This window comes from Nitratireductor aestuarii (assembly GCF_014641695.1).
In the GTDB taxonomy this organism is placed as follows: Bacteria; Pseudomonadota; Alphaproteobacteria; order Rhizobiales; family Rhizobiaceae; genus Chelativorans; species Chelativorans aestuarii.
Genome location: NZ_BMIF01000002.1, coordinates 86,946 through 111,772, shown reverse-complemented (window position 1 = coordinate 111,772; position 24,827 = coordinate 86,946). Strand labels below are relative to the sequence as shown.

Annotated in this window: 22 protein-coding genes and 1 pseudogene; 13 read left to right on the top strand and 10 right to left on the bottom strand. The window is 59.0% G+C overall.

The genetic code is table 11. The annotated features are described in order from the left end of the window. Positions 1 to 136 precede the first annotated feature (136 nt). Positions 137 to 1,402, top strand: coding sequence for a transcription termination factor Rho (rho, locus tag IEX27_RS04170; RefSeq protein WP_188719684.1), 1,266 nt, complete (start codon positions 137 to 139; stop codon positions 1,400 to 1,402). 62 nt (positions 1,403 to 1,464) lie between these two features. On the opposite strand, the gene IEX27_RS04165 is transcribed toward rho, so the two are convergent. Next, positions 1,465 to 3,465, bottom strand: a complete 2,001-nt coding sequence (locus tag IEX27_RS04165) for a thioredoxin domain-containing protein (protein ID WP_188719683.1) — start codon at positions 3,463 to 3,465, stop codon at positions 1,465 to 1,467. A gap of 60 nt (positions 3,466 to 3,525) precedes the next feature. On the opposite strand from IEX27_RS04165, the gene mnmE reads away from it, so the two are divergent. The 5 genes from mnmE (at position 3,526) to IEX27_RS04140 (ending at position 9,212) form a co-directional block, all read left to right on the top strand. Continuing rightward, positions 3,526 to 4,833 (top strand): tRNA uridine-5-carboxymethylaminomethyl(34) synthesis GTPase MnmE, encoded by a 1,308-nt coding sequence (gene mnmE, locus IEX27_RS04160; RefSeq protein WP_188720040.1) that lies wholly within the window; start codon positions 3,526 to 3,528, stop codon positions 4,831 to 4,833. Positions 4,834 to 4,992: 159 nt separating this feature from the next. Beyond that, the gene (gene mnmG, locus IEX27_RS04155; protein WP_188719682.1) at positions 4,993 to 6,858 is read left to right on the top strand and encodes a tRNA uridine-5-carboxymethylaminomethyl(34) synthesis enzyme MnmG; all 1,866 of its coding nucleotides are present in this window, start codon (positions 4,993 to 4,995) and stop codon (positions 6,856 to 6,858) included. Next, the gene (gene rsmG, locus IEX27_RS04150; RefSeq protein ID WP_188719681.1) at positions 6,855 to 7,493 is read left to right on the top strand and encodes a 16S rRNA (guanine(527)-N(7))-methyltransferase RsmG; all 639 of its coding nucleotides are present in this window, start codon (positions 6,855 to 6,857) and stop codon (positions 7,491 to 7,493) included. Before mnmG ends, rsmG begins: the two co-directional genes overlap by 4 nt. Positions 7,494 to 7,509: 16 nt before the next feature. Beyond that, positions 7,510 to 8,301, top strand: a complete 792-nt coding sequence (locus tag IEX27_RS04145; protein WP_188719680.1) for a ParA family protein — start codon at positions 7,510 to 7,512, stop codon at positions 8,299 to 8,301. Between the two features lie 35 nt (positions 8,302 to 8,336). After that, complete coding sequence (locus IEX27_RS04140) at positions 8,337 to 9,212, top strand: ParB/RepB/Spo0J family partition protein (RefSeq protein WP_188719679.1); 876 nt, start codon at positions 8,337 to 8,339, stop codon at positions 9,210 to 9,212. A 103-nt stretch (positions 9,213 to 9,315) separates the two neighbouring features. Here IEX27_RS04140 and holA read toward each other — a convergent pair whose 3' ends face one another. Then, a complete protein-coding gene (gene holA, locus IEX27_RS04135; RefSeq protein WP_188719678.1) occupies positions 9,316 to 10,353 on the bottom strand; it encodes a DNA polymerase III subunit delta in 1,038 nt (345 codons plus the stop codon). 297 nt (positions 10,354 to 10,650) lie between these two features. On the opposite strand from holA, the gene IEX27_RS04130 reads away from it, so the two are divergent. Continuing rightward, the gene (locus IEX27_RS04130; protein ID WP_188719677.1) at positions 10,651 to 11,019 is read left to right on the top strand and encodes a hypothetical protein; all 369 of its coding nucleotides are present in this window, start codon (positions 10,651 to 10,653) and stop codon (positions 11,017 to 11,019) included. A 225-nt stretch (positions 11,020 to 11,244) separates the two neighbouring features. On the opposite strand, the gene IEX27_RS04125 is transcribed toward IEX27_RS04130, so the two are convergent. The 6 genes and pseudogenes from IEX27_RS04125 to IEX27_RS04105 all read right to left on the bottom strand — a co-directional run bounded on the left by IEX27_RS04125 (position 11,245) and on the right by IEX27_RS04105 (position 17,565). Beyond that, entirely contained in the window at positions 11,245 to 11,403 is a 159-nt protein-coding gene (locus IEX27_RS04125; RefSeq protein WP_188719676.1) for a DUF3309 family protein, read from the bottom strand. Between the two features lie 187 nt (positions 11,404 to 11,590). Beyond that, the gene (locus IEX27_RS04120) at positions 11,591 to 14,734 is read right to left on the bottom strand and encodes an efflux RND transporter permease subunit (RefSeq protein WP_188719675.1); all 3,144 of its coding nucleotides are present in this window, start codon (positions 14,732 to 14,734) and stop codon (positions 11,591 to 11,593) included. Positions 14,735 to 14,969: 235 nt separating this feature from the next. Beyond that, complete coding sequence (locus IEX27_RS04115) at positions 14,970 to 16,091, bottom strand: efflux RND transporter periplasmic adaptor subunit (RefSeq protein WP_188719674.1); 1,122 nt, start codon at positions 16,089 to 16,091, stop codon at positions 14,970 to 14,972. 205 nt (positions 16,092 to 16,296) lie between these two features. After that, positions 16,297 to 16,764, bottom strand: coding sequence for an IS5 family transposase (locus IEX27_RS21300; protein WP_244630213.1), 468 nt, complete (start codon positions 16,762 to 16,764; stop codon positions 16,297 to 16,299). A 113-nt stretch (positions 16,765 to 16,877) separates the two neighbouring features. After that, positions 16,878 to 16,979 (bottom strand): annotated as a pseudogene (locus IEX27_RS21295) (IS5/IS1182 family transposase); the annotation flags it as partial. A gap of 277 nt (positions 16,980 to 17,256) precedes the next feature. Then, complete coding sequence (locus tag IEX27_RS04105; RefSeq protein WP_188719672.1) at positions 17,257 to 17,565, bottom strand: hypothetical protein; 309 nt, start codon at positions 17,563 to 17,565, stop codon at positions 17,257 to 17,259. A 150-nt stretch (positions 17,566 to 17,715) separates the two neighbouring features. On the opposite strand from IEX27_RS04105, the gene ispG reads away from it, so the two are divergent. After that, a complete protein-coding gene (gene ispG, locus IEX27_RS04100) occupies positions 17,716 to 18,993 on the top strand; it encodes a flavodoxin-dependent (E)-4-hydroxy-3-methylbut-2-enyl-diphosphate synthase (RefSeq protein WP_188719671.1) in 1,278 nt (425 codons plus the stop codon). A gap of 63 nt (positions 18,994 to 19,056) precedes the next feature. Here ispG and IEX27_RS04095 read toward each other — a convergent pair whose 3' ends face one another. Beyond that, the gene (locus IEX27_RS04095) at positions 19,057 to 19,974 is read right to left on the bottom strand and encodes a polyprenyl synthetase family protein (RefSeq protein WP_188719670.1); all 918 of its coding nucleotides are present in this window, start codon (positions 19,972 to 19,974) and stop codon (positions 19,057 to 19,059) included. Positions 19,975 to 20,124: 150 nt separating this feature from the next. Here IEX27_RS04095 and IEX27_RS04090 point away from each other — a divergent pair, with 150 nt between their 5' ends. From IEX27_RS04090 to rpmF, 3 genes are all read left to right on the top strand, one after another. Then, positions 20,125 to 20,835 (top strand): biosynthetic peptidoglycan transglycosylase, encoded by a 711-nt coding sequence (locus IEX27_RS04090; RefSeq protein ID WP_188720039.1) that lies wholly within the window; start codon positions 20,125 to 20,127, stop codon positions 20,833 to 20,835. 40 nt (positions 20,836 to 20,875) lie between these two features. Further along, positions 20,876 to 21,283, top strand: coding sequence for a hypothetical protein (locus IEX27_RS04085; protein ID WP_188719669.1), 408 nt, complete (start codon positions 20,876 to 20,878; stop codon positions 21,281 to 21,283). Positions 21,284 to 21,430: 147 nt separating this feature from the next. Further along, positions 21,431 to 21,613, top strand: a complete 183-nt coding sequence (gene rpmF, locus IEX27_RS04080) for a 50S ribosomal protein L32 (protein WP_028035594.1) — start codon at positions 21,431 to 21,433, stop codon at positions 21,611 to 21,613. Positions 21,614 to 21,824: 211 nt separating this feature from the next. On the opposite strand, the gene phaR is transcribed toward rpmF, so the two are convergent. Further along, positions 21,825 to 22,436, bottom strand: a complete 612-nt coding sequence (gene phaR, locus IEX27_RS04075) for a polyhydroxyalkanoate synthesis repressor PhaR (protein ID WP_188719668.1) — start codon at positions 22,434 to 22,436, stop codon at positions 21,825 to 21,827. 269 nt (positions 22,437 to 22,705) lie between these two features. Between phaR and IEX27_RS04070 the strand changes: the two genes are divergently transcribed. Both IEX27_RS04070 and phbB read left to right on the top strand, forming a co-directional pair. Beyond that, positions 22,706 to 23,887 carry an acetyl-CoA C-acetyltransferase gene (locus IEX27_RS04070; protein ID WP_188719667.1) on the top strand — a complete coding sequence of 394 codons (1,182 nt, stop codon included), beginning with the start codon at positions 22,706 to 22,708 and terminating at the stop codon, positions 23,885 to 23,887. Positions 23,888 to 23,945: 58 nt separating this feature from the next. After that, a complete protein-coding gene (phbB, locus tag IEX27_RS04065; RefSeq protein ID WP_188719666.1) occupies positions 23,946 to 24,671 on the top strand; it encodes an acetoacetyl-CoA reductase in 726 nt (241 codons plus the stop codon). The last annotated feature ends 156 nt before the right edge of the window (positions 24,672 to 24,827 follow it).

Sequence of the window (24,827 nt, the reverse complement as noted above, 5' to 3'; positions counted from 1 at the left end):
TCTCAAAGAGGCGCGGTAGAAGGAAGCTCCTCCCACATCAGGTCAGGTTGTCGTTTCTGCCGTCCCATCCCGGATACGACCGGTGCCTAAGCGCCTGCCTATTTTCTGATTTTCTCATCTACCTAGAGACCACCATATGCAGCAGATGAAGTTACAAGAGCTGAAGAGCAAATCGCCAACCGACTTGATTGCGTTTGCCGAATCGCTCGAGGTGGAAAACGCCAGCATCATGCGCAAGCAGGAGCTGATGTTTGCAATCCTGAAGAAGCTCTCTGTCCAGGAAATCGAGATCATCGGCGAAGGTGTGGTCGAAGTTCTCCAGGACGGCTTTGGTTTCCTGCGCTCTGCATCTGCTAGCTATCTGCCTGGTCCTGATGACATCTACATTTCTCCGTCTCAGATCCGTCGTTTCTCGCTTAAGACTGGTGACACGGTTGAAGGCCCGATCCGCAGCCCCAAGGAAGGTGAGCGCTACTTCGCCCTTCTGAAGGTCAACACGATCAACTTCGAGGATCCGGAGAAGATCCGTCACAAGATCCACTTCGACAACCTTACACCGCTCTACCCGAACGAGCGGTTGAAGATGGAGCTGGACGTTCCGACCAACAAGGATCTGTCCGCTCGCGTCATTGATCTGATCGCTCCTCTCGGCAAAGGTCAGCGCGGCCTTATCGTCGCTCCGCCCCGTACCGGTAAGACGGTACTGCTGCAGAACATCGCGCACTCCATCACCACCAATCATCCCGAGTGCTACCTTCTGGTCCTGCTCATCGACGAGCGTCCGGAAGAAGTGACCGATATGCAGCGGTCGGTGAAGGGTGAGGTTATCTCCTCGACCTTCGACGAGCCGGCAACGCGTCACGTGCAGGTCGCCGAAATGGTGATCGAGAAGGCCAAGCGTCTGGTGGAACACGGCCGCGACGTCGTCATTCTGCTCGACTCGATCACGCGTTTGGGCCGCGCCTACAACACCGTCATCCCGTCATCAGGTAAGGTTCTGACCGGTGGTGTGGACGCTAACGCGCTCCAGCGCCCGAAGCGCTTCTTCGGTGCAGCTCGTAACATTGAGGAAGGTGGTTCGCTGACCATCATCGCGACCGCGCTGATCGACACAGGCAGCCGCATGGACGAAGTTATCTTCGAAGAGTTCAAGGGTACCGGTAACTCGGAAATCGTGCTCGACCGCAAGGTTGCCGACAAGCGCATCTACCCAGCGATGGATATCCTCAAGTCTGGTACCCGCAAGGAAGACCTGCTTGTGCAGCGCCAGGATCTGCAGAAGATCTTCGTTCTGCGCCGCATCCTCGCGCCGATGGGAACGACGGACGCAATCGAATTCCTCATCGACAAGCTCAAGCAGACGAAGAGCAACGGCGAGTTCTTCGACTCGATGAATACATAAAAGTATATATATCTCAGATACTTAATAAGAAAGGCGCTGGATCTCTCCAGCGCCTTTTGTATTTATCGTAGTGCCTTGCGCAACTCTGCCGGATCACTGATGGGTGGCAGGCAGCTTTGCCCGACACACAACCATGCGGCATTTTTCGAACGATCAATCGTAATGTTCGTGGCTTTCTCTGCGGGCGATGGCTCGGTCCCGATCCGGATATCCACGCGGCGAGGATCGATCACGCGATTTGCCTCGGCTAGAAGAGCACCGTCCGCATCGTGGATCATCAGCTTGCGTGGCTTCTGCGCAATGGCTGCTGTTGTGACCACACCAACCTGGCCATAGAGCAGGGTTTCAACACGCGAGCTTGCCGCGGCCGCCATCTTGAGCGTGCGGTTGTAGAGCGCGTCGTCACCGGTGATGAGCGACAGTTTGGTAAAGGCGTCGATCAGCTGCGATGTAGAGGAGGGGATCGCCTCATCGATATCGCCACGGATGCGGATCGGTACGTCGTAGCTATCGACGGCCGTCAGGTAGAAACCCTCTTCCTTCTCATCCGAGTGCCAGTAGTCGAGCACCTTCACCCAGGCTTCCGCCTGGCTGATATACTCTTGCACGCCGGTCGCCTGATAAAGCGAGATCGATGCACGGATCATCGTAGCATAGTCGCTCGAAAGCCCCGGGAAGAGAACAGCCGTACCGCGGATGCTGTGCGGAAGCCGACCATCACGCATGGAGCTCTGGATGAAGTTGTAGGCCGACTGCGCTACTTCAATCCAGTCCTGACGTTCGAACATCCGGCCAGCTTCGGCCAGTGCGGTAATCGCGAGGCCATTCCAGTCAACCAGCACCTTGTCGTCACATCCCGGACGGATACGGCTAGTGCGTGCGGTAGCAAGCTTGTCCAGCAGATGACGCAGTTCATGTTCCTGGTGATGATCAGCCAGATCCGGATTGGCAGACCTGTTCAGGATCGGACCGCCTTCCCAGGCAGCCGGTTTGGAAAGCTGGTAAGTCTGCAGTAGAAGATCGGCGTCGCCGCCAAGAACCTTGCGAACTTCTTCTTCGGTCCAGACGTAGAACTTGCCTTCTTCACCCTCAGAGTCCGCATCAAGGCTTGAGGCAAAACCTCCGGTGGCAAGCCACATCTCGTTCTGAAGCCACTTGATGGTCTCCTCAATGCGGACGCGGAATAGCGGATCGCCTGTCTCACCGAATGCCTGACAGCACAGCAGAATGAGCTGCGCGTTGTCGTAGAGCATTTTTTCGAAATGCGGCACGAGCCATTCCTCATCCGTGGAGTAGCGCGACAGTCCACCTCCAACGTGATCATAGATTCCGCCCGAGAGCATCTTGCGCAGCGTCGTCAACACATGATCGCGGTTCTCGGTCGTGCCGTGCTCCAGCCAATCGAGCCACAAAAGATTGAGGAAGGGAACATTCGGGAACTTCGGCGCACCCTTCATGCCACCAAGTTTTGGATCCATCGTATTGGCGATCTTTGTCGCCATGGCATGTAGTACCGGCTGCTGGTTTTCAGGCGCTTCCTTCACCGGTGCCAGCACATTCTGCACGTGAGCCGAAAGGGCTTCGGCGCTTTCGACCAATGTGTTGCGCTGTTCATTCCAAGCCGCATGAATCGCGTTCAAGACCTCGATGAAGCCCGGCCGGCCAAACTTTGGTTCCTTGGAGAAATAGGTCCCGCCCCAGAATGCCTTTCCCTGCGGCGTGATGAACATCGTCAGCGGCCAACCGCCCTGATCACCCATGGCCTGCAATGACGTCATGTAGATCTGATCGATATCGGGTCGCTCTTCACGATCGACCTTGATATTAACGAAAAGACGGTTCATCACCTCGGCAACTTCTTCGTCTTCAAAGCACTCGTGCGCCATGACGTGGCACCAGTGGCAAGCGGCGTAGCCGACGGAGAGAAGGATGGGCCGATCCAGTTCCTGGGCTTCCTTTAAAGCCGCGCTGGACCAGGGTCGCCAATGCACCGGATTATCCTTGTGCTGTAGAAGATAAGGACTGGTTTCGTTTACAAGCAGGTTCTTCTGGGGCAGGGACACAATGATTCTCCGGAAATCGCAATTCATACTGTAGGTAGAGCAGAACTCATGCGGGATCAAATCTCCGCCACCGATACCATCTTTGCTTTGTCGAGCGGTACGCTTCCTTCCGGCGTCGCAGTAATTCGCATCAGCGGTCCTCAAAGCGCGGAGGTTTTGCAGAGACTGACGGGCAAGACGCTCCTTCCGAGGAGCGCAGCTTTCGCCGCGTTGCGCGATTTGGACGGTGAGTTGATTGACAAAGGCATCAGCATCTTCTTTGCCGGTCCCGCAAGTTTCACCGGAGAAGATTGCGTTGAGCTTCAGGTTCATGGCAGCAAGGCAGTCGTCGCGAAGCTGCTGTCGGTTCTCGGATCGATGGACGGGCTCCGGCAGGCAGATGCCGGAGAGTTTACCCGTCGCGCCTATCTGAATGGCAAGCTTGACCTAGCGAATGTCGAAGCACTCTCAGATCTCATTTCAGCTGAGACCGAAGCGCAACGACGTTTTGCTTTGGCCAATTCCGACGGGCGCCATCGGCAGATCTATGACGAGTGGCGGGCAAAGCTCATCGAAGCACGGGCCTTGATTGAAGCGGAGCTGGACTTTTCCGATGAGGCGGATGTCCCTGGCTCGGTTTCAGAAATGGTGTGGGGTAATGTTCGTGAGCTTCAGAAACGCATCGAGGCTCACGCCGCTTCTTACCATCACGCAGAGATCATCCGCGACGGCCTTCAGGTCGTCATCCTGGGTGCTCCAAACGCTGGAAAATCGAGCCTGATGAACGTTCTGGCGCAGCGCGACGTAGCCATTGTTACAGACGAAGCCGGGACTACGCGTGATGTGCTCGAGGTACATCTGGATCTTGGTGGGTTAAAAGTGAACCTCGCGGACACCGCCGGTGTTCGTGAGGCAATGGGTAAGGTAGAGGCCATCGGCATCAAACGGTCGTTGGACCGGGCAGCTACAGCGGACCTCATCCTCTACGTCGAAGACATGGTCGACCCGGCGCTCGTCCCCGAAATACCCGATGTGCCGACCATCCGCATTGGTAACAAGGCAGACCTGAACGCCAGCAACTCAAGAAAATACGACTGTACGATCTCGACGCGCACGGGGCAGGGTATCGAAAAGCTGATGGGTATTTTGAAACAGCATGCTGAACCCTACACCGAAAAAGCGGCGTCAACGATCCCATTTCGTGAGCGGCATAGGCAGCTCTTGTACTTGGCCATTCATCACATAGACCAAGCTTTGGAAGAAGCAGAGTTGGAGCTGGCTGCTGAAAGTCTCCGGCTAGCGTCAGATTCCCTCAGCCGTATTTGTGGCAAGGTCGATGTGGAGGATCTGCTGGATTCTATCTTTTCAAAATTCTGCATCGGCAAGTGACTCACGTGAAACACGATTCAAGATGAGGATTCACGTGAAACGCTGCTGGCTCGCGACTCACGTGAAACACTCACCTGGATGTCAGCTACGCCAGTTTCACGTGAAACAAACTTGACCTCCGTGCAGAAGGAGAGCATTCACGGCTCAATGGAGCAAAGCATGCAAGATCATTTTGATGTCATTGTTATTGGAGGCGGCCACGCCGGCTGCGAGGCTGCGGCAGCTTCGGCTCGCCTCGGTGCTAGTACGGCTTTGGTTACGCTCAAGCGCGATAACATCGGCGTGATGTCGTGCAACCCGGCGATCGGCGGTATCGGCAAGGGACAACTCGTTCGTGAGGTTGATGCCCTCGACGGTCTGATGGGTCGGGTATCTGACGCCGCCGGTATCCAGTTTCGGCTCCTGAACCGTCGAAAGGGTCCCGCAGTCCGTGGACCTCGTACCCAAGCGGACCGCAAGCTGTACAAGCAGGCAATGCAAGAGGCGATCGCATCGCAGGACAACCTCGAAGTGATCGAAGCTGAGGCACTCGAGATCCTGTTCGACAATGGCGAGGTCGCCGGCCTGATCATTAGCGGGGAGCGGAAGCTGCTCTGCAAGTCTCTGGTGCTCACCACCGGGACATTCCTTCGCGGCCTGATCCACATCGGTGAGAAGCGCATCCCGGCCGGCAGGATCAATGAGCCGGCAGCTGTCCGGCTTTCAGGCTCGCTCCAAGCCGTCGGCTTCAATCTCGCTCGTCTGAAGACTGGCACCCCGGCTAGACTGGACGGAAGAACGATCAATTGGGATATCCTCGGCAAACAGGAAGCGGATGAAGATCCGGTTCCGTTCTCACTTATGACGGATCGGATCACCGTTCCTCAAATCACGTGCGGAATTACACGGACGACGCCCGAGACACATCAGATCATCAGAGAGAACCTCAGTAAGTCGGCCGTCTACTCAGGGGCGATTGAGGGCGTCGGTCCGCGTTACTGCCCATCGATCGAGGACAAGATCGTTCGTTTCTCGGATCGGGAAACGCATCAGATCTTCCTTGAGCCCGAAGGCCTGGATGACCACACCGTCTATCCAAACGGGATCTCTACCTCCCTGCCTGAGGAGGTCCAGGACCGCTTCATTCATACCATGCCGGGGCTGGAGAATGTGAAGATCCTGCAGTTCGGTTACGCCATCGAGTACGACCACATAGACCCGCGAGAGCTCTATGCCACTTTGGAGACCAAGAAGGTCAAAGGGTTGTACCTGGCGGGCCAGATCAATGGCACAACCGGATACGAGGAAGCTGCCGCCCAAGGCGTCATTGCCGGGCTCAATGCTGCTAGATCGGCGGCTGCGCTTTCGCCGGTCACCATCAGTCGTGCTGACGCTTACATCGGCGTGATGATCGATGACTTGGTGACGAACGGTGTGTCTGAACCCTATCGCATGTTCACGTCGCGAGCCGAATTCAGGCTTTCCCTGCGCGCGGACAATGCCGATGAGCGCCTGACACCGCTGGCCATAGATATTGGTTTGGCCGGCAAGGAAAGAACGGAACGCTTTACTAGTCTTCAGACGCGGTTGGATGAAGCACGGACGCTAGCGCAAGGTCTAAGCATCACACCTAACGAGGCTCAGCGCTTTGGCATAGCATTGAACATGGATGGTGTTCGCCGGACAGCCTACGACTTGCTTTCGTACTCAGAACTATCCGTCGAACGGCTCCGCGGTGTTTGGGCTGAGCTGGGCCAGATCGACAGAAAGACGTGCGAAAGGCTCGAGACAGAGGCGCGCTATGCGGTCTACCTGGAGCGTCAGCGAGCTGACGTGGAACGGCTCAAGCAGGACGAGCAAAAGGAAATTCCGGAAGATCTCCAGTTCGATGCAATGCCCGGCTTATCTAATGAATTAAGAGATAAGCTGAAGCGCAGACGTCCACGCACTCTGGCGGAAGCTCAGAAGATCGACGGCATGACACCCTCGGCTCTCGCCATAATCATGCTCAATATAGGCCGCACTATGGAAAAGGGTGCCGTGTGACAAAGTTTGATTCTCTTGTTGAAGCTGCAGGCCCCGTTTCACGTGAAACATTCGATCGACTTTGCAACTTTGAAGAGTCCTTCAAGCGCTGGGCCTCGAAGATCAATCTTGTAGCGCCTTCGACCCTTCCGACACTATGGGAACGGCATATTTGCGACAGTGCGCAACTGCTCCCGCTCGCGCCTGCAGCGAAGCGCTGGGTGGATATCGGGTCTGGGGGAGGGTTCCCGGGTGCGGTTTTAGCAGTGTTGCTGCGGGAGAGGGAGGGAGCGCATATCGATCTTGTCGAGAGCAATCGCAAGAAAACCGCCTTCCTTGCGGTCACTTTAGCCAGCCTCCAAGCCCCAGCTACGGTTCATTCCGTTCGTATCGAAGACTCTTATTCGCGTGTCACTGCCCCGGAGGTTGTCACCGCGCGTGCCCTTGCACCGCTTCCGCTGCTTCTTGAACTGGCAGAACCCTGGCTAAGGGCAGGTGCAAAAGCACTTTTCCATAAAGGGCGGGATTACGAACGCGAAATCGAAGAGAGCAGTGTTCGTTGGCGTTATGATTTGGTAAAGCATAGTGCATCGAAGTGGGGAGATGGCGTGATTCTGGAGATCAGCAATCTCCAACGCTTGGCCTCCGAGAGATAACAGGCTGTGTGAAACCATGAACACGCGACCGAAAATCATCACTGTGGCTAACCAGAAGGGCGGCGTTGGAAAAACAACGACAGCAATCAATCTGGCAACCGCGCTTGCAGCGATTGGTGAGCGGGTCCTGATCATCGATATCGATCCGCAGGGTAACGCGAGTACCGGCCTGGGCATCGAGCGAGAAGCACGCAAGTCGTCTTCCTATGATGTGCTCGTCGGCAATGCCGGGATCCTGCAGACTGCGATTGAGACGGCTGTTCCCGGCCTTTGGATCGTCCCGTCTACCATGGACCTTTTGGGCGTGGAACTGGAGATATCGCATCAGCCGGACCGTGTCCTGAAGCTGCGGCATGCCCTCAGGGACATCAGGGATATTCCATACACCTATGTCTTGATTGATTGCCCGCCGTCGCTCAACCTCCTGACCTTGAATGCAATGGCCGCCGCAGATTCGGTGCTTGTGCCGCTGCAATGCGAGTTCTTTGCCCTTGAAGGCTTGAGCCAGCTGCTCGAGACGGTGGAGCAGATCAAGAACACGATCAACCCGCGGTTGAGCATACAGGGTATCGTTCTGACGATGTTTGATCGCCGAAATAACCTTGCACTTCAAGTAGTTGAGGACGTTCGGGCGTTCATGGGAGATACTGTCTACGAGACCGTGATCCCCCGGAATGTACGCGTTTCCGAGGCGCCGTCCTATGGCAAGCCGGCTATCCTCTACGATCTCAAATGTTCGGGCAGCCAAGCCTATCTGCAACTTGCCTCTGAAGTCATACGACGCGAGCGTCGTCCTAAGGCAGCTTAAGCCGGCGTCGGCACAAGTATGGAGCGTGAACAGTCATGAATGAAGATCCCACCCGCAGGCGCCTCGGTCGCGGTCTTGCTGCGCTTATCGGTGAGATCGATCGTCCATCATCCGCAGCTCCCGGATCTGAGCAGGTCGTTCGGGAAGACCGTCGAGTGCCGATCGAGTTCATCTCGCCCAATCCCCGCAACCCACGCCGTAATTTCGCTGAAGAAGATCTGGCGGATCTCTCGAACTCCATTCGTGAGCACGGCATCGTTCAGCCCGTGGTGGTTCGTCCCGCAGCCGCTGATGGGCGTTACGAGATCATCGCCGGCGAGCGCCGCTGGCGGGCCGCGCAGCGCGCCGGGTTGACCGAGGTCCCGGTCATCGTTCGTGACGTTGACGATCGCGTGGCGCTGGAGCTCGCGATCATCGAGAACGTGCAGCGATCGGACCTCAATCCGGTCGAAGAGGCTGCGGGCTACCAGCAGCTGATGGAAGAGCACAACTATACGCAGGCGGATCTTGGCCAGGTGATTGGCAAGAGCCGCAGCCATGTGGCGAACACGTTGCGCTTGTTGAAACTGCCGCAATCGGTGCGCGACATGATCATTGACGGTTCGCTGACTGCCGGCCATGCCCGTACGCTGGTCAATGCAGCCGATCCGGAAAAGTTGGCCCGTCGCATCATTGAGGAAGGCCTGTCTGTCCGCCAGGCTGAAGCACTTGCCAGCGAACCCGATGCGCAAGAGGGCGCACCGCGCGTCAAGCGCGAGAAGGACGCCGACACGCGTTCACTTGAGAAGCTGCTGAGCGACCATATCGGGCTCAAGGTGCAGATCAATCACAAGGAAAAGGGCGGCGAGCTACGCGTGGGCTATAAGACGCTCGAGCAGCTCGACGAACTATGCAGGCTTCTGCAGCGCTAAGCTTTCATAAATTCACGATTATAGCGTCATACCTCAAGCTAAAAACCTATCCAGTTTAGCTTGAGGTATTGCTCGCTTTCGCGAAACCGCCCGGATGAGGAAGTTATCGCGCCTGGCGGGCGCTCTCGATTGCCAGGGCGAAAAGTGTCTGCCGGCTCGTTTCATTGGCGAGTGCGGGCTGCTGGCGAGTGCGAAGTATTGCGCCGAGCAGCCGATCGCCGGCGGCCTGAAGCATCGTCTGTGACCAGCGCTGCAGGGCAGTTTCAACATTACGGCGCCGGCTGAAGAAGACCGGTGGCCTTGCACTGGCCACAGCCGCCGAGGCTGGTTTGCCGTCCCTCTCCATCTGTTCGCGCAGGATCTGCATGGATTGGATCTGGCGCAGCGCCGCGGCAAGAACGACGAACGAATGGTTGCCGCCAGAAATGTGCCGCGAGAACAAGCGGTCGAATTCGGCCACGCGGCCGCAAAGCACGGCGTCCACGATCTCGTCTGCGTTGAGAGCCGAGACATCACCGATCAGCTCGCGCACATCCTCTACCGAAATCTCCTGCTGGCCGGTGCAGAAGAGCGCAAGCTTCCCGATCTCGCCGCGGGATGCCAGGCGGTCACCGCCGAGATTGGCCTTCAACAGCTGCCGCGCTTCAGGCGAAATGCGCAGGCCCGCCTTCTGCAAACCTTCATCGATCAGGCTGTCGATCCCTCGCGCATCATCCGCATAGCATGGCAGCGCCATGGCCGAACGCCCTTCTTCGGCGGCTTTGCGTAGCGGTGAGGTTTTCTTCAGGTCTCCGGCTTCAAGCAGGATGAGCGTGTCGGTCGGCGGTTCGGCAATCAGGGCGGCAACATCCTTGGCAAGCCCGGCCTGACTTCCGATTCCGCGCACCCAGACGAGCCGCTTTTCAGAGAACATCGAGACGGTCCTCGCTTCGTCCAGCAGACGCCCTTCCTGATCCGCATCGGCCGCGTCAAGCTTGATCACGCTGAAAGGATCATCGAGCGGCAGCCCTGAGCGCTTGGCGAAAAGCCCGGCGCGTTCGGACACAAGGCCTCGATCAGGACCATAGACCAGAACGACCGTAATGAGCGGATCTGGACGGGCAAGCCACCCGTCGACTTCATGTGCTTTCTTTTGGGCCATGGGCGGATACTAGAGCAATTCGGCGAAAAGTGGAGACCGGATTTCGGTACGAGCTTGTGCAAAACCGATGTCGTCCAGGCTTCTCGCCAAAGGGTTGAAGCATAGTGGCTAACCTGGCGTTAGCGCAGCGTCGAAGCTGGCAGGGTGCCTCTAAGATTTACCCTTCATTAGCCATGTTTTCAGCGACCAATTGCGCCCACGATTTTACCACGCAAATGCCCCTTTCCGTAACGATCATGGGACATGTCTGTTCGACACGGCAGACAGGTGGGGGCGCAATGTATGGAGTATCGTACAATGTTTGCGTCCCTTGGAGCGCTATTGGCTGTCGCCGTCAACGCAGCCTATACATCCTTCAACTGCACCGACATTATCGGTGTAGTTTTTGACGACCAGAACCGGAATGGCGTTCATGACCGGTTCGAACGCGGCTTACCTGGAGTGGCAATCGCGAGCATAAACGGCGTATGGGTCAAGACTGACCGCCTGGGCCGTTTTTCCTTCCCCTGCGCGCTTACCCCTGATCGATACGGCAGCAATTATGTCCTGAAGCTGGACACCCGATCGCTGCCCATTGGATCGAGTGTCACCACGCAGAACCCGGCTGCGGTACGAGCAACGGCCGGTCATGTCCACCGCGTAGGATTTGGAGTTGCATCATGGTAAAGCAAGCGCTCAAGGCAAAGCCCAAGCCGGCAAAGAAGTCAGACCGCACAACCGCAAAGCCAGACCTGCCCAAGCAGGCGGTTGCAGCGCGGAAGAGTACGGCCGCAAAGTCTGCCCGTCAAAAGTCACCGACCAGAAAAGCTGGCACGACGACTTCTGCGCGGGCTACGAAAAGGCCGAAACGCGGAGCTATGCAGCGTCTCGGCGATTTTCTGAAGGGCTTGACTAGATCCGCCCCATAAGAACGAGGATGAGCAGTACAACCAGTACGAGGCCAACCAGGCCGGAAGGACCATAGCCCCAACCGCGTGAATAGGGCCATGCGGGCACGGCGCCGAGCAGAAGTAGAATAAGAATAATGATGAGAATTGTACCAAGCGACATTGGAACTGTCCTTGTCTGATTGATGTGCGGAAGAACAACGCTTCCGCATCCGGACAGTTCCTTATGCGGCATACAATTCCAGGAAAGCGGGTATGGCGCTTCTTCCGGAAGTTGAACCGGGTTGAAGAACGGATCGCTTCTGGCTCCTGCGAGCACAGAAACGATCCAAGTCCTTGCGTCCTTGATCTTACTCGGCCGGGCTCGGCGAAGCCGGCAGTTCTGCGGCGTCTTCCTCGCCTCTGCGCCTGCGCCAGCGGAACAGGCGGCTGAACCACGAGCCGCCTTCCGGCCGCTTCTCGCGCGTAAACACCATCAGCGCGGCCGGCGTAACGATGAGGGTCAGCACCGTGGCGAAGCTCAGGCCGTAAACGATGGCGCTCGACAGCGAGATCCACCACTGCGTGGAAGGCGCATTGAACGTCACCTCGTGGTGCGAGAGCTCAAGGCCCACGCCGAAGGCAATCGGCAACACGCCCATGACGGCGCTGATGGCGGTCAGCAGCACTGGCCGCGCGCGTTCACGGCAGGTCTGGATGATGGCGTCGTACTTGTTCATGCCTTCGTGACGAAGCCGGTCGTACGTGTCGATCAGAACGATGTTGTTGTTCACGACGACGCCGGCGAGCGCGATCACGCCGATGCCGGACATGACGATGCCGAAGGGCTGGCCCGTTAGCAGGAGGCCCAGGAACACGCCGATCGTCGACATGATGACGGTCATCAGCACCAGCCAGACGCTGGTGAAGCGGTTGAACTGCGCCAGCAGCACGACGAAGATCAGGAAGATCGCGGCGCCGAAAGCATTGCCAAGGAAGGCCGCGGCGGCGTCACTCTCTTCGCTGGAGCCTGCAAGCTTCCAGCGCGTGCCGGCAAGGTCCATCTCGTTCACCGCCTGCACCACCTGCTGTTGGACGGCAGCCACCTGCTGGTCGCTAGCCACGTTCGCAGAGACGGTGATCGTGCGCACGCCATTGATGCGGTTCAGGATGCCACTGCTGGCCTCCGGCTCGCGCACGACGAAGTTGGTGATCGGCACCGGACCGTCGCTCGTCTGCACGCGCAACTGGTCGAGTGCTGAGAGCGTCCGGCGGTCGTCCGGCAGGCGAAGACGAATGTCGACGGCGTCGTCGGCGCCCGCAGGCCGATACTCGGACAGCTTCAGACCGTTCGTCACAAGCTGGACCACGGAACCGACGGAGGCGGGGCTCACCTGATACTGTGCCGCCATGGCGCGATCAACGCGGATCGCCCAGTCCACGCCGGGGGGCGGCAGACCATTGGAGATGTCGATCACGCCCGGAATCTCGGAGATCCGTTCGGCAACGGCTTTCGCCTGATCATTCAGGTTCGTCGGATCGACTGCCGAAAGCTGGATCTGGATCGGCTGGCCTGTGGGCGGACCGGCATCCGGTACGCGCACTTCGATCTCCACGCCGGGCATGTCGGCCATCTCGGCGCGCAGGTCGCTCAGGATATCGTTGGCGGCCTTTCTCTCGCGCCAGTCGACGAACTCGTACTGGATGATGCCTACCACATCTTCATCGATGTCCTGGCCACCGCCGCGCGTGCGGCCGATGCGCGTATAGACGGACTCGATGCCTTCCCAGTTGAGGAGCTTTTCCTCGGCAGGCCGGACGAGGCGGTCCATCTCATCGAGCGAGAGGTTGCCACGCGCATGCACATACATGAGCCCGTATTCCGGCTCGACGTTGGGGAAGAATTCCACGCCCGCGCCATACTTGGAATAGGTGAACATCACGCCGACCAGCAGCGCGACAGCCAGCATCAGCACCGTAACCGGGAAGCGCACCGCCTGCTTGACCAGGTTGATGTACCAACCGTCGGGACCGGGCTCCGGCTCCACGTGCGCCTTGGCGAACATGGCGCCGAGCGTCGGTGTGAACACCAGGGCATAAAGCATGGAAGCCGCCAGCGTCACGATGAGCGTGATCGGCATATACTTCATGAACTCGCCGACAATGCCTGGCCAGAACAGCAGCGGCGAGAAGGCGGCGATACGGGTCAAGGTGGCGGCGATCACCGGACCGGCCATGCGCTTGGCGGCAAGCTCGAACGCCTCTTCGCGTGGCATTCCCTCCGTCATTCGCCGTTCAGCGAATTCTGTGACAATGATCGCGTCATCTACCAGCATGCCCACCGCGAGGATGAGGCTGAAGAGCACGATCATGTTGACCGTGTAGCCCATCATGGCGAGCGCAAAGATGCCCATGAGGAACGAGGCGGGCACCGCCATGCCGATCAGCAGCGAAGCGCGGCCTGAGAGCGTGTAGAGTACGATGATGAAGACGAGGATGATCGCGACGATCACGTGGTTCTGGAGCTCGTCCAGAAGATCGCGGATCATCACGGACTTGTCCTGCGAATAGCTGACGGTGATCCCGCCGGGCAGGGACTGGCCAAATTCATCCGCAATGGCCTTCACCTGATCGACTGTATCCACGAGGTTCGAGCCCACGCGCTTCTTGACTTCGATCGCAACAGCCTTGCGGCCATCGAGGCGCGTGATCGACTCGGCATCCGTGAAGGTCGAACGGAGAGTCGCGATGTCACGGGCGCGGATCACGGCATCCTTGCTGGCGACGATCGGCAGGTTCGCGATGTCCTCCAGGTTCTCGATCAATGATGGCACCTTGACCGCGAAGCGGCCTTCGGAGCCTTCCAACGCACCGGCGGCAACGAGGCTGTTCGAAGCACCGATTGCGGAAACGAGCTGATTGAGCTCGATCCCGTAGGAGGAGAGCTTCATCGGATCGACGATGACCTCGACAAGATCGTCGCGCGAACCCTGGAGCGAACCTTCCAGCACGCCCGGCACTTCCTCGATGCGGTCACGCAATTCCTTGGCGGCATTGGTCAACACGCGCTCGGGCACGTCGCCCGCAAGTGTGACGACCAGGATCGGAAACTCGGAGATGTTGACTTCGTTGACCGTGGGTTCTTCAGCTGCCTGCGGAAGTTCGCGCCGGGCGTCCGCCACCTTGGCGCGCACATCTTCGATGGCGTTCGAAAAGTCGTAGCCCGCCTGGAACTCGATCAGCACGAAACCGCCGCCTTCATAGGCAGCGGAACGCATCTCTTTGACGCCCTCAAGGCCTTTGAGCGATGTCTCCATCGGTCTGAGCAGCAGACGCTCGGAATCCTCTGGCGAGATGCCTTGATACATCATGCTGACATAGATGATCGGAATCGGAACGTCAGGCTCCGCTTCCTTGGGGATCTGCAAATAGGAGAGCGCTCCGGCCACTATGAAGAATGCCAGGATCGAGAGCGTCAGCCTTGCGTTATGGATTGCAAGACGCACGATATCCACGTGGGTGCCTCCTCTAGGGCAACTCCAGGAAAAGCGGGAACCGGTTTTCCGTCCGGAGTTGCGATATTACAAAGACTTGGATCAAGACGGCATTCTTGAGCGGCCTAAATGATCCAACCTTGGTTCTTGCAGTTCCGGATGGAAGGCGGGACCTACCCCAGGAACTTGGTGAAGCCACTGGCAGTGCCATCGCTTTTTCAGCTGCGTGGCAGGTGAGGTGGCTTCAGGTTCTTTGTTATGGCACGTTGCGTGCGAGATTCTTGATCGTGTCCGCATCGGCGTTCTGGGCATTGACCTTTTCGCCCTCGACGACGAAGTCCTGTCCGGCGACGATGATGCGGGCATCTTCCGGAATGCCGGCCACGAACAATGCTTCCGGCGTATCATCGACGATGTCGATCGCGTGGAAGGAAACGGTACCGTCACCATCGACGCTGCGAACGCCGAGCTCGCCATCCGGATGCAGGGTAACGACCGAGCGTGGCAGTGCGACGGTCTCCAGCGTCTTGGCGCGAACGGCGATTTCCGCCGTCATGCCGGCCGGCAGCGCGTTGTCTGGGTTCGGCACCTCCACCTCAATGCGGAAGGTTCTGGTCCGGGGCGATGCTGCGCGGCTAACATACTTGAGCGTTCCCTCGACATTCTTGCCGTTGACCAGCGTAACCGTGGCCTTGTCGCCCTTGGTGATGTTGCCGAGCTCGCGTTCGCTCACTTCGCCGACAACAATGATCGGATCAAGCTTGAGGAGCGTGGCGACTTCGGCGCCCTGCATCACCGAGCTTCCTTCCTCCACGTGCACCCTGTCGACGATGCCGGAGAAAGGCGCACTGAGAGTGACGCGATTGAGTTCTGCCTGGGCCAGTTCCAGAGCCGACTGCGCCGAAGCAAGAGCGGTGCGGGCTGCATCGCGCTGCAGGGAGGCAAGGTTGCCGCCCTTGGCAAGGCGTTCGGCCGCTTCCAGTTCTGCCTTGCGCTGCTTCAGGGTCTGTTCAGCCGACGTTACGGCCGCTTCCTTGCCTTCGCTTTCGAGGCGCAGGATGAGGTCGCCCTTGTTGACATAGTCGCCTTTTGAGACAGCCAGTTCCTCGATGACGCCGTTGGCTCTGGAAGCCAGAACCGAATTCTTTTCAGCTTCGGTCTGTCCGGAAACGCGGATCGTGCGCGCATGGGACACGCGCGGCGGCACGGCCACCTGCACGTTCTTCAGCGGTACAGCAACTTCCTTCTGCTCTTCCTGAGCCTGGGAAGGATCTGGCCTGGCGCTACCGACGGACGAGAACTGCCCCGAGGCCACCCAGACGCCAGTAGCGACGAGCACGCCGAGCGCGACGATCTTGTGAAGCTTGATCTTCGACATGATGGCTTCCATGACTGGCCAGTGGACAAGACGCCCATATGGGGATTGATAAATCGATATTCAATTATAGACGCAGAAAGGCGGACCTTCCCTACAGTAGGCCTGCGACATAATTGTGTTTCGATTGGGCGCTGCTGACATAATGCTGTCAGGAACCTAAAGCAAATAGATTATTGTCTTTTTGCTTATCTAGGGTCCGGACTCATTAGAGCCACCATGTGACGAAGGCGGCGATGGCGATGGTTGCCATGAAGGTTTTGATGCTTCGATCGAAGCGGGTGGCGACGCGGCGCCAGTCCTTGAAGCGGCAGAACATGCGCTCGACGACGTTGCGCTGCCGGTAGATTTGGCAGTCGTGGTCGATTGGGACCTTGCGGTTGGACTTTGACGGGATGACCGGCGTGGTGCCGCGCTCGATCAGCCATGAGCGCAGGGCGTTGCTGTCGTAGCCCTTGTCGGCGACCAGGTAATCTGACGGCGGGACGGCATCGATCGCCAGCATGGCGACCTTGGCATCGTGGGTGTTGCCGGGTGTCAGGAGCAGGACGTGGGGACGGCCCTTTTCATCGCAGACCGCATGGAGCTTGGTGTTCCTGCCGCCTTTGGTGATGCCGATACCATGAGCCAAGGCCCCCCTTTTGCGCCGCCGGCGGTGCGGTGGACCTTGATGCACGAGCTGTCGATGAACAGCCTGGATGGTACGCCATCCATCCCGGCAAGGTCGGCAAAGATGCGCTCCCACACGCCTCGCTCGGCCCAGCGCCGGAAGCGGTTGTAGAGCGTCTTCTTCGGCCCATAGACGTGCTCCGGGCAGTCACCCCAGCGCCCGCCGCTCTTCAGCGCATGGACGATCCCGGAAAGCACACGCCGATCGTCAACCCTCGGCATCCCGCGCGTATCGGTCGGCAAGAGCGGCTCGATCCGCGCCCACTGCTCATCTGAAAACCAGAAGAAATCCGCCATCGATGGTGCCTCCTCGCCAGAGGCAGTGAATCACATCGCGGCAACCATGTGAATCCTGTTTATGGGTCCGGACCCTAGGCGGGCAAAAGATCGTTAGTCGATGAAGAGGCTTCCGGGGAGGTTTGCCTTTCCAGACATAACCTCCACCAGAAGATTTGAGAACATGTTCAGAAAAATTCATCTGAACGCAGCAGATATTCTTCTAACGGCGCTTCATGAAGGCCAGAGCCATTCCAACCACAAAGAAACCAGCGGCGGCGATGCCGACGGTAGCGGTTGGATTGTTCTTTGCTGCACGCTGCAGCTGATGCGCACCGCGGCGAATCTCCGGCAGCGCATAGGCCGCCTGTTCACGCAGCCAATCGGTTGCGTCTTCGCTGACGTGAAGCGCGTCCTTATAGGCGCTGCGGCCCTGCTTGCGCAGGCTCTTCTTGAGCGAGGCGACCTCGCTTGCAAGGCTCGCAAGTTGATCCTGAAGGGTGTCGCCGATATTACTGTCAAACCTGTTCATGGTATCCATTCCCGATCATGAGGGGGCGGATGACTTAACGTTCACTGCTACGGCTGGTTCCCTCTGGGCCAGAGGCATTAACACCCATTGACTTTTGCTCACAGCTTCGCCACCTCACGGGGCAAGATCACAAGGAAGGGCAGGTCCAGCATGACCGCCGACATTGTTTCGGATTACCTTACATCCCCACTTCCGCGCCGCCGTTCCGTAGCCGTCGATGTTGGCGGCGTCCTGGTTGGTGGAGACGCTCCGGTTGTCGTGCAGTCCATGACGAACACGGACACCGCCGACATTGATGCAACCGTTGCCCAGGTGGCGGCGCTGCATCGTGCTGGTTCCGAGCTGGTGCGCATCACGGTTGATCGCGACGAGTCAGCTGCTGCGGTCCCGCACATTCGCGATCGCCTTGCCCGTCTCAATATTGATGTGCCGCTGATTGGTGACTTTCACTACATCGGGCATAAGCTGCTGGCGGATCATCCGGCCTGCGCCGAGGCGCTCGCCAAATACCGCATCAATCCCGGTAACGTCGGCTTCCGCGAGAAGAAGGATGTGCAGTTCGGCTCGATCGTCGAAACCGCCATCCGCTACAACAAGCCAGTTCGCATTGGTGTGAACTGGGGTTCGCTGGACCAGGAACTGCTCACCCGTCTGATGGATGAGAACCAGGCCAATGGCTTTCCTCTGACGGCGCAGCAGGTCATGCGCGAGGCGATCGTCCAGTCTGCGTTGATCTCCGCCCAGATGGCCGAGGAGATCGGCCTCGGCCGTGACCGCATCATCCTCTCCGCCAAGGTAAGCCAGGTGCAGGACCTGATCTCGGTCTATGCCGAACTGGCCAAGCGTTCGAACCACTCGCTCCATCTCGGCCTCACCGAAGCTGGCATGGGCTCCAAAGGCATCGTTGCTTCCTCCGCAGCCATGGGCATCCTGCTGCAGCAGGGCATTGGCGACACGATCCGCATCTCGCTGACGCCGGAACCAGGTGGCGATCGCACCCGTGAGGTGCAGGTGGCGCAGGAACTGCTGCAGACCATGGGCTTCCGCCAGTTCGTTCCCGTCGTTGCGGCTTGCCCCGGCTGTGGCCGCACGACCTCGACCGTGTTCCAGGAGCTTGCTCACAAGATCCAGGAAGACATCCGCCGCAACATGCCCATCTGGCGTGAACAGTATCCGGGCGTCGAAGAACTGCAGGTCGCCGTCATGGGCTGCATCGTCAACGGCCCGGGTGAATCGAAGCACGCCAATATCGGCATCTCGCTTCCCGGCACCGGCGAAACGCCTGCAGCTCCCGTCTTCGTCGACGGCAAGAAGGTTGCGACCTTGCGTGGCCCGCGCATCGCTGAGGAATTCGAGCAGATGCTGGCGACCTACATCGAGAACCGCTACGGGATGCCGAAGGTGCAGCCCGAACAGGTTCCGGCCTGACATAGCTCGAAACCGACGCTTCATAAGCCGGCGCCATCCGCGTCGGCTTTTTTTGTGTTAGCGCTAGTGATTGCGGAAGGCGATGAAGCGTGCCGTTTCCTTGAGCACGGCGGCTGCCTCACCAAACGGCGCGAGCAGCTCTTCCGCATGGGCCACGAGCCCGCGCAGCTGGTTACGCGCCCATTCCTCGCCATGCAGTGCCACGAGCGTGCCTTTGCCGGCGGCCGCATCCTTGCCGGTCGCCTTGCCCAGATCTTCCGCGGTGGCAGTCACGTCCAGCAGGTCATCCGCTAGCTGGAACGCAAGCCCGATCGCTTCGCCAAAAGCCGTGAGGCTTTCCCGTTCCGCAGTGGTCGCATTGCCGATCAGGGCGCCTGCCAGACAGGCGAAGCGAATCAGCGCGCCCGTCTTCATCGCCTGCAGCTGGACGATACCGCCCTCATCGGGCCGCACCTTCTCCGCGGCAAGATCCAGCGCCTGGCCGCCAGCCATGCCGCCTACGCCGGCCGCACGCGCGAGCGCCGAAATCAGAGCCACCTTCGCCTGGGCTCCGAGTTCCGTTTCTTCGCTAGCGATGATGTCGAAGGCGAGCGTCAGCAGACTGTCGCCAGCCAGGATCGCCGTAGCCTCGTCAAACGCGCGATGCACCGTCGGCTGCCCGCGCCGCAGGTCGTCGTCGTCCATTGCAGGAAGATCGTCATGGATCAGCGAATAGCAATGGATGCATTCGAGTGCTGCAGCCACGCGAAGTACGGCACCACCGTCAGCATCGAAGAGCCTTGCCGTCTCCAGCACGAGGAAGGGACGCAGGCGCTTGCCGCCGTTGAGTGCCCCATGGCGCATGGCCGAAAGCAGGCGCTCCGGGCGCACAACTTCACCCTCGCGGGTGCGGGCTGAAAGAAGCTCCGTAAGCAGCTGTTCCACCTGCACCGCGTGCAGCGAAAGCAGTGTTTCAAACGACAAGAGATGTGACTGATCCATCCGGAAGCGATGGCCTGAACGACGATTTTGGTCAAGCGTAATTGTGATAACTGTTTGCCAGAGCTGTTCTTCATCGGTAATTCATCCTGAGTTGCCGAGGATAAGCAGTTGCCAGTTCCGGAAATCGAAGCGGAAGAGAGGTCCCTCCAGATGCCGACGCGAACCAGGTTTCGCGCCTCCAAGAGGGTCTGGACAAGGCGAGTAGCAAAGCTGCTGCTGCTCATTGTCCTCGTGCCTCTGCTTCTGACGCTGGTCTACCGTCCCGGTTTCGTCCATCCCGTTTCCACCCTCATGCTGGCCGATCTGGTGACCTTCAAAGGTTATGACCGGCGTTGGGTCCCTCTCGAAGAGATGGGGCAGGTGGGGCCGGTTTCGATCATGATGTCGGAGGATGCCAAGTTCTGCGCCCACGGCGGCGTAGACTGGGGTGAGATGCGCGCTGTCGTGAATGATTTCATGGATGGCGAAAACCCGCGCGGCGCGTCAACGATCTCCATGCAGACGGTCAAGAACCTGTTCCTGACGAATGGCCGTTCATTCTTCCGCAAGGCGGTCGAGGTGCCGCTGGCGCTCTACTTCGATGCCGTGATGCCCAAGCGACGGGTTATGGAGATCTATCTCAACATTGCCGAATGGGGCCCGGGCATCTACGGGCTTGAGGCGGCTTCGCAGCACTATTTCGGCCGACCGGCGAGGGACCTCACCCGCAAGCAGGCCGCACTTCTGGCAGTCACGCTGCCGAACCCGCTCGTCCGCAATCCGGCAAAGCCAAGCGCCCAGCTTTCCCGCCTGGCAAACCGCATCGAGCGTCGCGCCCGCGCCTCTGGTGCCTATATTGGATGCATCAAGACGACGGGCTGAGCCTGCGCTCGTCCTATTCGCAGCATCGAAGGAGTTCCCCGTGATCAAACGTGGTGTGTCATTCGGCTTCCTGGGCAGGTTCGGCCGCTCAGCAGATCTCCGCTATCTCGACGCTGCCCTGGAGGAATTCCGGCTTCATTCCGGAGTGGTACCGGATGGCGTCAAGATGGTCGCGGTGAGCCTGATGGCCCAGGACGGCTCCGAGCCGGAGCCTGCGGCTTATTCGCCCGTCGGCGCCCTCATGGCGCTGTCCTTCTACGGTGCTGAGGAGTTTGCCCGGCTTAACGGACCGGAGGCTACAGGCGTGACCCTGACGCGGCTGGAGACCGCACTGGAGAAGGGCGAAGGTCTTGATGCCTCGATTATTCTCCTGATGCTGCACTCCAGGCTTCTTCATCAATCCTTAAGGGAGGAATATGGTATAGAGGCAGACGAAGCGCGAAGCTGATCGGGCGCGCCCATGTGAGGCGCGAGTCGAAAAATGCAGCCTTCCCACTGGCCAAATCCATCCTGGCCGTGTATAGGCGGCGCAAATTCTATTACTCGACGAGGGGCGCGGGAAGCGCAGAGGCTTCGTTGAGCAGCGGAGAGTATCATGGCAGTACCTAAAAGAAAGACCTCGCCCTCGAAGCGTGGCATGCGTCGGTCGGCAGATGCGCTTAAGGCTCCGACTTACGTTGAAGACAAGAATTCCGGCGAGCTGCGTCGCCCGCACCACATCGACCTGAAGACCGGCATGTACCGCGGTCGTCAGGTTCTGGAGCCGAAGGAAGCGTAAGCTTCACGGCTTTCCAGCTTTCGCGAAGCCAGGCTTCGCGCGACGCAGGATTCTCAGGCAACATGGCAGGGTCGGCATAGCCGGCCCTGCTTTCGTTGTTTGTGCGCATGTTCTGGCATCAACGTCATTGGCCGCGAACTCCGCGCGCGCGAAATCCGCCGACGAAGCCTTCGCCCCGTTCAGCGCGACAATATTGGGGTAGCTCGGAGGATTATTTCGAGAGCGAATCGATCTTCCGCTGCATTGCGGCAAGCTGTTCGCGCAGCTCCTGCAGGTCGCCGTTCGTCGGGCTGCCTGCCTGCGGCTTTTCTTCCTTCCTGGGCTCCGATGCAGGAGGTGTGGGAGCAGGGGAAGGCGTGAACATCCGCATCGCTTCCTGGAACATCTGAAGATTGCGCTTCGTCTGTTCCTCGATGAGGTTCATCGGAACCATTTCCATGAATTCGATGCCCTTGCCGCCGAAGGCATTCTGCATCTGCTCGCGCATGCGAGCCTGCTCCTTGGCAAAGAGCTGCATGGACTGTTCGAGGAACGACGGCACGACCATTTCCATCTGGTCGCCGTAATAGGAAATGATCTGGCGCAGGAACGGGATCGGCAGAAGGTTCTGACCGTTCTTGTTGTTCTCGAGCTCAAAGATGATCTGCGTCAGGACGGAGTGGGTGATGTCCTCGCCCGTCTTGGCGTCGCGCACCACGAATTCCTCTTCGCGCCTCACCATCTCGGCAAGGTCTTCCAAGGTCACGTAGGTGCTGGTACCCGTGTTGTAGAGCCGGCGATTGGCATATTTCTTTATCGTCACCGGTTCGGTCTTATCGGGCATTGGGGCCTCCCCTGAACGCTTATTGTGGGGGACCCTTCTTCCGAGGGTCCAGTTGGCTGGCAAGATAGGCGCAACCGAGGTGAGATTGGAAGTGCTTTCTTCCATCCCTGTCGCCCATACTATCCCAATTATGGTGCAGCGCAAAAAAGATAATTGACCCTGACGAGAGCCGGTAGTTAGATGCAGCCTTAGCGAGCGCGCACCGCGTCGCGGCATGAAATCCGCCGGATGCCGCTCTGGTCCATTCCAGCTATTGCATCGGGGTCGGAATGTCTGCTTCTAAGTCCATCGTCATCGCCAGTGCTGCGCGCACTCCCGTCGGATCGTTCAATGGAGCCTTCGCGACGGTTCCTGCCCATGAGCTGGGCGCGGTGGCGATCCGCGCCGTTCTCGAACGGGCAGGCATTGCCCCGGAAGAGGTCAACGAGGTGATCCTTGGCCAGGTGCTGACCGCAGGGCAGGGCCAGAACCCCGCCCGTCAGGCAGCCGTCAAGGCAGGCATCCCGCACGAGCGCACCGCGTGGAACCTGAACCAGCTCTGCGGTTCTGGTCTGCGCTCCGTTGCCGTCGGCATGCAACAGATAGCCTGCGGCGATGCGGATATCGTCGTGGCCGGCGGGCAGGAGTCCATGTCCCTTGCGCCTCATTGCTCCTATCTCCGCCAGGGCGTGAAGATGGGCGACCAGGCCATGGTTGATACCATGCTGCGCGATGGCCTCATGGATGCTTTCCTCGGCTACCACATGGGCATCACTGCCGAAAACGTAGCGCGCAACTTCCAGATCGGTCGTGAGGAGCAGGACGCCTTCGCACTGGCATCCCAGAACAAGGCGGAAGCCGCTCAGAAGGCGGGCCGCTTCAAGAAGGAGATCGTTCCGGTCACCGTGTCCAGCCGCAAGGGTGACGTGGTCGTCGAGGACGACGAATACATCCGTCACGGCGCAACCATGGAAGGCATGCAGAAGCTGCGTCCTGCCTTCGATCGCGATGGCACTGTTACGGCTGCAAATGCCTCCGGCATCAATGACGGCGCTGCTGCAGCACTCCTGATGTCCGAAGAGGAGGCAGCACGCCGCGGCATTGAACCTCTGGCGCGCATCGTTTCCTGGGCTACGGCCGGCGTGGACCCAGCGGTTATGGGCACGGGCCCCATTCCCGCGAGCCGCCGTGCACTGGAGAGGGCAGGTTGGCGCGTCGATGATCTCGATCTCATCGAGGCCAATGAAGCTTTCGCGGCACAGGCCTGTGCGGTGAACAAGGAGCTCGGCTGGAATCCCGAGATCGTGAATGTTAATGGCGGCGCCATCGCGATCGGCCATCCGATCGGCGCTTCCGGCGCACGCGTGCTGTCAACGCTGCTTCACGAAATGGAACGGCGGGGCGCCCGCAAGGGATTGGCCACTTTGTGCATCGGCGGCGGAATGGGCGTCGCCATGTGCGTGGAACGATAAGTCTGCCGTAGCTGAAGCCATACGGCCGCTACAGAACATTGGAATGGGGAACAGCGCTATGGCTAGAGTGGCATTGGTAACAGGCGGAACGCGGGGCATCGGCGCAGCAACGGCCTTAGCGCTGAGAGACGCTGGTTACAGGGTGGTTGTCACCTATGTTGGAAGCGTCGAGGCTTCCACCGAGTTTGCGCGGCAGAACGATCTCTCCGCCTATTGCTGGTCAGTGAGCGATTATGAGGCCTGCGTGAAGGGTGTTGCGCGCGTCGAGGCCGAACTCGGGCCCATCGATGTGCTGGTCAACAATGCCGGCATCACGCGCGATGCGATGTTTCACAAGATGTCACCTGAAGCCTGGCATCAGGTGATCGACACGAACCTCACCGGCGTCTTCAACATGACCCAGCCTGTGTGGAACGGTATGCGCGAGCGCAAGTTCGGCCGCGTGATCAACATCTCCTCGATAAACGGCCAGAAGGGTCAGGCGGGACAGGCGAACTATTCGGCCGCCAAGGCCGGTCTCATCGGCTTTACCAAGGCGCTGGCGCAGGAAGGCGCCCGCTTCGGCGTCACCGTCAACGTGGTTTGCCCCGGCTACATCGGAACGGAGATGGTGAAAGCCGTCCCTGAACCAGTCCTGCAGAAGATCGTCGACCAGATCCCGGTGGGGCGACTGGGCGAGCCGCAGGAGATCGCACGGTGCGTGACCTTCCTCGCCTCTGATGAGGCGGCTTTCATCACCGGCTCCACTCTGACAGCCAATGGCGGTCAGTACATCGCCGGATAAGACCACATTGAAGTTATTGATGGGCTGGCACTCTGCGTCCCCTTGGGCGCGGAACGGGAGCCTCATTATTCCCACCTTCTGTGGATACGCTGTGCAAACTTTGTTGGAATCCAGTGGACTAGTTCGCGTCTGACATGCCCCGAAACCCGTGTGATG